The 5,927-nt window shown below is 27.7% G+C and carries 7 protein-coding genes; 5 read left to right on the top strand and 2 right to left on the bottom strand.

The features are described from left to right. The 4 genes from NSA58_RS14440 to NSA58_RS14455 all read left to right on the top strand — a co-directional run. Positions 1-395 (top strand): ANTAR domain-containing response regulator (locus NSA58_RS14440; RefSeq protein ID WP_257560622.1); only part of this gene is annotated, 395 nt, incomplete at its 5' end. A 26-nt stretch (positions 396-421) separates the two neighbouring features. Further along, the gene (locus NSA58_RS14445; protein ID WP_039678444.1) at positions 422-2,017 is read left to right on the top strand and encodes a CTP synthase; all 1,596 of its coding nucleotides are present in this window, start codon (positions 422-424) and stop codon (positions 2,015-2,017) included. A 74-nt stretch (positions 2,018-2,091) separates the two neighbouring features. Beyond that, positions 2,092-2,283 (top strand): ferredoxin, encoded by a 192-nt coding sequence (locus tag NSA58_RS14450; protein ID WP_039678443.1) that lies wholly within the window; start codon positions 2,092-2,094, stop codon positions 2,281-2,283. Between the two features lie 36 nt (positions 2,284-2,319). Next, complete coding sequence (locus NSA58_RS14455) at positions 2,320-2,511, top strand: ferredoxin (RefSeq protein ID WP_039678442.1); 192 nt, start codon at positions 2,320-2,322, stop codon at positions 2,509-2,511. A 61-nt stretch (positions 2,512-2,572) separates the two neighbouring features. Here the strand turns inward: NSA58_RS14455 and NSA58_RS14460 are convergent, their stop codons facing one another. Continuing rightward, positions 2,573-3,937, bottom strand: coding sequence for an MATE family efflux transporter (locus tag NSA58_RS14460; RefSeq protein ID WP_079764823.1), 1,365 nt, complete (start codon positions 3,935-3,937; stop codon positions 2,573-2,575). Between the two features lie 141 nt (positions 3,938-4,078). Between NSA58_RS14460 and NSA58_RS14465 the strand changes: the two genes are divergently transcribed. Then, on the top strand, positions 4,079-4,888 hold the full coding sequence (locus NSA58_RS14465; protein ID WP_039678440.1) for a MerR family transcriptional regulator: 810 nt from the start codon (positions 4,079-4,081) through the stop codon (positions 4,886-4,888). Between the two features lie 88 nt (positions 4,889-4,976). Here the strand turns inward: NSA58_RS14465 and NSA58_RS14470 are convergent. Beyond that, positions 4,977-5,927, bottom strand: a 951-nt coding sequence (locus NSA58_RS14470; RefSeq protein WP_257560623.1) for a CehA/McbA family metallohydrolase domain-containing protein, incomplete at its 5' end; no start/stop codon positions are given.

Below are 5,927 nucleotides of genomic sequence, written 5' to 3' on the forward strand. Positions count from 1 at the left end.
ATTATGGTGAAAATTTATCATTATTTATAAATGATAACACGAATACTTCTATAATATTGATAGTTAAAAATAATTCATCTCAAGAGAATATATATAACTTAGAGAGTAAAGGAATTTACATAATTGAAAAACCATTGAATAAGCTTATGCTCATTAATATAATTAATTCTTATATTACTTGTAGAAGGAAATTTAATCCTATTGTAAATGAAAATGAAAAATTAAAGGAAAAAATAAATGATATAAGGTTAATTGATAGGGCTAAATTGACTTTGATTCAATATTTGAAAATGAGTGAAGAAGAATCTCATAAATATATTGAAAAGCAAGCAATGGATTTAAGAATCACAAAGGTGGAAGTTGCTAAAAATATTTTAAAAATTTATGAATACTAAAACATATGTAGAGGGGGAATAATAACATGACTAAATTTATATTTGTAACAGGAGGAGTAGTATCAGGTCTTGGAAAAGGGATAACTGCTGCCTCTTTAGGAAGATTACTTAAAGCAAGAGGACTTAAGGTTATAGCACAAAAATTAGATCCATATATAAATGTGGATCCAGGAACTATGAGTCCCTATCAACACGGAGAAGTCTTTGTAACAGAGGATGGTGCTGAAACTGACTTAGATTTAGGTCACTACGAAAGATTTATTGATGAAAATTTAAACAAGTATTCTAACTTAACAACAGGAAAAGTATATTGGAACGTGCTAAATAAAGAAAGAAAAGGAGATTACTTAGGCGAAACTGTCCAAGTTATACCTCATATAACAAACGAAATTAAAAACTTTATCTACAGCGTGGGACAAAAAAGTAATGCAGATGTGGTAATTACTGAAATAGGTGGAACTGTAGGAGATATAGAAAGTCAACCCTTTATGGAAGCCATAAGACAAGTGTCTCTAGAAGTAGGAAGAAATAATTGTCTCTTTATACACGTAACATTAGTCCCTTATATTAAAAGCTCAGGGGAGCACAAATCCAAACCAACTCAACACTCTGTAAAGCAGCTTCAATCTCTTGGAATCATGCCTAATATAATAGTAACACGCTCTGAACAACCTATTGATGAGTCTATCAAACAAAAAATCTCACTATTTTGCAATGTAAAAAAAGATTGTGTAATTGAAAATAAAACCATAGATATACTATATGAAGTTCCGATAATGTTAGAGGAACAAGGATTTTGTGAAATTGTATGCAGGGAACTGGATATTAAATATGATAAATGTGACTTGAGTGAATGGAAAGAAATGCTTGAAAGAGTAAAAAATATAAATAAAACAGTAACTATTGCCCTTGTAGGAAAATATATTAAGTTACATGATGCCTATTTATCAGTAGTGGAGGCATTATCTCATGCAGGTTATGAAAATGGCGCTAATATAAATGTAAAATGGATCGATGCTGAAAGTGTTACTTATACTAGTGCAAAGGAAATTTTAAAATGCTGTGATGGAATTTTAGTACCAGGAGGTTTTGGAGATAGAGGGGTTGAAGGTATGATATGCGCGGCTAACTATGCTAGAGTTAATAATGTACCTTACCTAGGAATATGTCTTGGGATGCAAATTGCCGTTATTGAATTTGCAAGGAATGTTTTAGGGTTTAATAATGCTACTTCAACAGAATTTGATAAATTCTCCAAATATCCAGTTATAGATTTAATGATAGATCAATATGGTAATATTCCTTTGGGAGGGACAATGAGGCTAGGTACCTACCCTTGTAAAATTAAAGAGGGCACTATGATGGAAAGATCTTATGGTAAGTTAAACATAAGTGAAAGACATCGTCATAGATATGAATTTAATAATAAATACAGAAAAGATTTTATAAATTCAGGAATGGTTATAGGAGGAACTTCGCCAGATGAAAATCTAGTAGAAGGCGTTGAAGTGCCTAATAATGATTTCTTCGTAGGAGTACAATATCATCCAGAATTTAAAAGTAGACCTAATAGAGCAAACCCAATAATCAAAAGTTTTATAAAAGCTACTGTTAAGAAATAATTGTAAATATGTAATATATTAAATTAAATTGGGAATTATAAAACCATATTATAGAAAAATATGGAGGTATAATTATGAAAGCTTACGTTGATGATGATTTATGTATAGGATGTGGAACATGCCCAGAAGTATGTCCTGAGGTTTTTCATATGACTGATGATGGGATAGCTCACGCAATAAATGGAGATATACCAGAAGATGTACTTGGAAATGCAAAACAAGCTTGTGATAGTTGTCCAGTAGACGCAATCGATATTGATGACTAATTATTTTTATGACGAGCTACAAAGAAAGGAAATACAATGAGAGCTTATGTAAATAAAGATACTTGTATAGCATGTGAAACTTGTGTAGGAATATGTCCGGAAGTTTTCTCTATGGATAGTGATGGAAAAGCAGTTGCTATATCAGCAGATGTACCATTAGACGAAAAAAATAGTGCAATTAGATCTAGGGATGAATGTCCAGTTTCAGCTATTGACGTAAAAGAATAGATAAAAAGGCATGTTATTAAAATTAATAACATGCCTTTTTATCTATATTGGAGTATAGGATTTATAAAATTATAGAATCTTTCATAATTTTAGACGAGGATTCATTTTTAGAGTTTAATTTTTTCTTTTTAAAAAACGTAAACAATAATGATAAAGAAATAACTAAACAAACAAATTCAGATACTGCTGTAGTAATCCAAATAGCATCACCACCAAATAGCTTAGTTAATAAAAATAAACTTATTGTGACTAATACTAAACTTCTTCCAAGAGAAATTATAGAAGAATATAATGGTTGTTCTATAGAAACAAAGAATCCAGAAATAATCAAGTTAAATCCTACGAATAAGAAAGAAATTGAATATAATTTAAACACAGAAATAGTATTATTAAATAGCTGAGTTTCTTGTGGATTTATAAATAATCCAGTAATATTACCAGCAAATAAAATTGATGATATAAATACTACAACTGAAGTTATTAATACAGTTTTAAGTCCCATTTTTAATAAATGATTTACTTTGTCAATTTCTCCTGCACCAAAGTAGAAACTAATTAAAGGTTGAGCACCTTGAGTTATTCCAATCATTGTCATTAATATAAGAGTATTGACATAACAAATTACACTATAAGATATTAATGCATCTTGACCTATTAATCGTAGTAATGTTTGATTAAATAAAATTGTAACTATTCCCACACTTAATTCTGAAGTACAATCAGGGAATCCTAAAGAAATTATTCTTTTGATTGTATTAAAACTGAACTTGAATTTAACAAATCTTAAAGTAGATTTCTTTCTTAAAAAATGGCTTAAGAAAAATACAGTTGAAAGTACTTGAGCTATACCAGTGGCAACTGCCGCACCTTTTATACCATATCCAAGTTTTATAACAAAAATATAATCTAGAACTATATTTGTTATAGCTGAAATTACTACACCAATAGTTGCTAAGAACGGGAAACCATCAGCTTTTACTATTACTTCTAAAGAATAAGAAACGATAAAGAATATGTTAAATAATGATACTATAAATAAGTAATCTTTAACATAACCTATAGTATCTGGAGTTGCACCCAAGACTTTAGCAAGATAATCAAGTCCTAAGATCGATGTAACAGTAATTATGATTGCAAGAATTGTAATAGTAAATAAATTAAGTGAAAAAGCTTCATTTGCATTTTCTAAATCTTTTTTTCCAAGATACATGGCTATAACTGTAGATGCACCTGTGGAAAATAATACAGATATAGCAAATACAAAATTAATAAAAGGCATAGAAATATTTACTGAAGCTAGAGCTAATTCTCCAACACCTTTACTAACAAATATCCCATCAACTATTGTATATAGTGAGAAAACCCACATGGCAACAACAGAAGGTCCTAAATACCTTAGAAATTGTTTGAATAAACTTTTTGACATTTTATCACTCCTTATATCTATATCTTAAGCCTTGGTACTATACCAAGGTCAATAAAAATCAGTAAATATTTTTAAATTTATTGAAAAAATTTTTTCTTTGTGGAATAATATATTTCAGTATGTATTAAAAAAGGAGCGAAAATGAAAGATTATTACAAAATTGGAGAAATATCTGAAATGTATGACATGAGTAGAGATTCGCTTATGTATTATGAGAAGTTAGGCATAATTAAACCTACTAGAGATGACAATGGGTATAGGCTTTACAGTGTTTCTGATATTTGGAGACTGAATTTAATAAAAGAATTAAAAAGTTTAGGCTTCTCTTTTAAGATGATTAAGGAGTATTTAGAAAATAGAGACTTGAATTCTACTAATAAATTACTTGAGAACGGAATAACTTTATTAGATGATCAAATACTAAAATTATTAAAACAAAAAGAAAATATGAGAAAAAGAATGGAATCTATAGAAAATACTGCAAAAAATTCAAATCTAAATAATATAGAATTATCTTATTTAAAAAAACGAAAAGGGTTAATACTAAATGGTCAAATTAAAAGAGATGAAGATTTTGATTTATTAATACAAAAACTTCAAAAGGATCATAATAATAAATTTGGTATACTAGGAAATAATAATGTAGGATCTTTATTTAATATGAATTCTATTGAAAAGGGAATAACAACGGATTTTGAAGCCGTATTTTGCTTATTAAAAGATAATGCCAAAGACTATAATATAGTATTTGAAGAAGGTTATTATGTAACTTTAACTTATAGTGGTGATTATGTAAACAACAAAGAACATATACAGCATATGTTTGACTTTATTAATGAAAACAAATTAATAATAACAGGTAATCCTATGGAAATTTATAAGATAGACATACATGAAACGGAAAATAAAGATGAGTTTATCACAGAAATCCAAATACCTATTAAATGTTAAAAAAGAGAGGAATTTTCCTCTCTTTTTATAATTGAAGTAAAAGTATTTTGGATATTTATGACACTCAGTAGCTTAAAGGAAGTAAATTTTAAGGTTCAATCCAAATAGGAGATGTTACGGATTTTTTGTTGCTTTCTTCTGTTATTACTGCGAAATAATAGGTATTCTTTATTGGAGGTTTTAAAGTAAAATCAACTTTTGCATAATTTGAATCAAAATCTTGTTTGTAGATTACTTCATTATTGTTGCTAAAGATTTCTATTTTTTTTATTTTATCCAATTCATCATTATTAATGGAACTTACGATAATTCTAACATAGGAAGGAGATTTTATTATGCTCCCCATAGGCATTTTATTTAATGAATAATACACGTCTATGTTATTATCCTCACTAACATACATCCTTCTATTTTTTATAGCGTCTATAATCTTACTTTTGCTTAAGTCTTCGCAAAGTATTGTCGTTCTAATATTGTTTTCAATATTATCAAGAGGGTACTCATTATATTCACAAGCCATAGGACCTATATGCCAACCATTATCTAAAGCTTCTTTATATGTATCCAAATTTAATTCATTCCTATTCCCTTTAGCATTTTTTTCTTTTTTTAATTCAAGTAAAGAGATAATATTATCTCCATATGGTGAATATTTAAAATAATCAATACTGTTTAAGTTATCATTATCCTTAAATTGACAAATTAAATCATCTTCATAGTAAAATAATTTTTTATAAAATAATTCAAGCTCTATATTGTCTTTAAATAAAAATGGATTTTCACAGTTGAAAGTATTAATGCTAGTTTTATTTTTTTCACTTTTTAACTTGGTACTTAATTCAAAGCCTGGTATAGAGATAAAATCATTATTATTAGTATATTTATTGCAAGAATCAATTAATTTTTTATACTTTTTACTGTTTATATAAGCATCTGATTTATTGCTTTCTTTATTATTTACTTTTTCTGTGATAAAAATATAATCTAAATGTTTTTTGTTTTTACATAAATTATTTAAATCTTCATAGGAAGTTAGCAT

The sequence above is a fragment of the Terrisporobacter muris genome (assembly GCF_024621905.1).
Lineage (GTDB): Bacteria > Bacillota > Clostridia > Peptostreptococcales > Peptostreptococcaceae > Terrisporobacter > Terrisporobacter muris.

Excerpts from the sequence above, each read along its gene's own strand:
- NSA58_RS14465 (WP_039678440.1), top strand. The coding sequence starts at position 4,079 with ATGAAAGATTATTACAAAATTGGAGAAATATCTGAAATGTATGACATG.
- NSA58_RS14455 (WP_039678442.1), top strand. The coding sequence starts at position 2,320 with ATGAGAGCTTATGTAAATAAAGATACTTGTATAGCATGTGAAACTTGT.
- NSA58_RS14445 (WP_039678444.1), top strand. The coding sequence starts at position 422 with ATGACTAAATTTATATTTGTAACAGGAGGAGTAGTATCAGGTCTTGGA.
- NSA58_RS14450 (WP_039678443.1), top strand. The coding sequence starts at position 2,092 with ATGAAAGCTTACGTTGATGATGATTTATGTATAGGATGTGGAACATGC.
- NSA58_RS14460 (WP_079764823.1), bottom strand. The coding sequence starts at position 3,937 with ATGTCAAAAAGTTTATTCAAACAATTTCTAAGGTATTTAGGACCTTCT.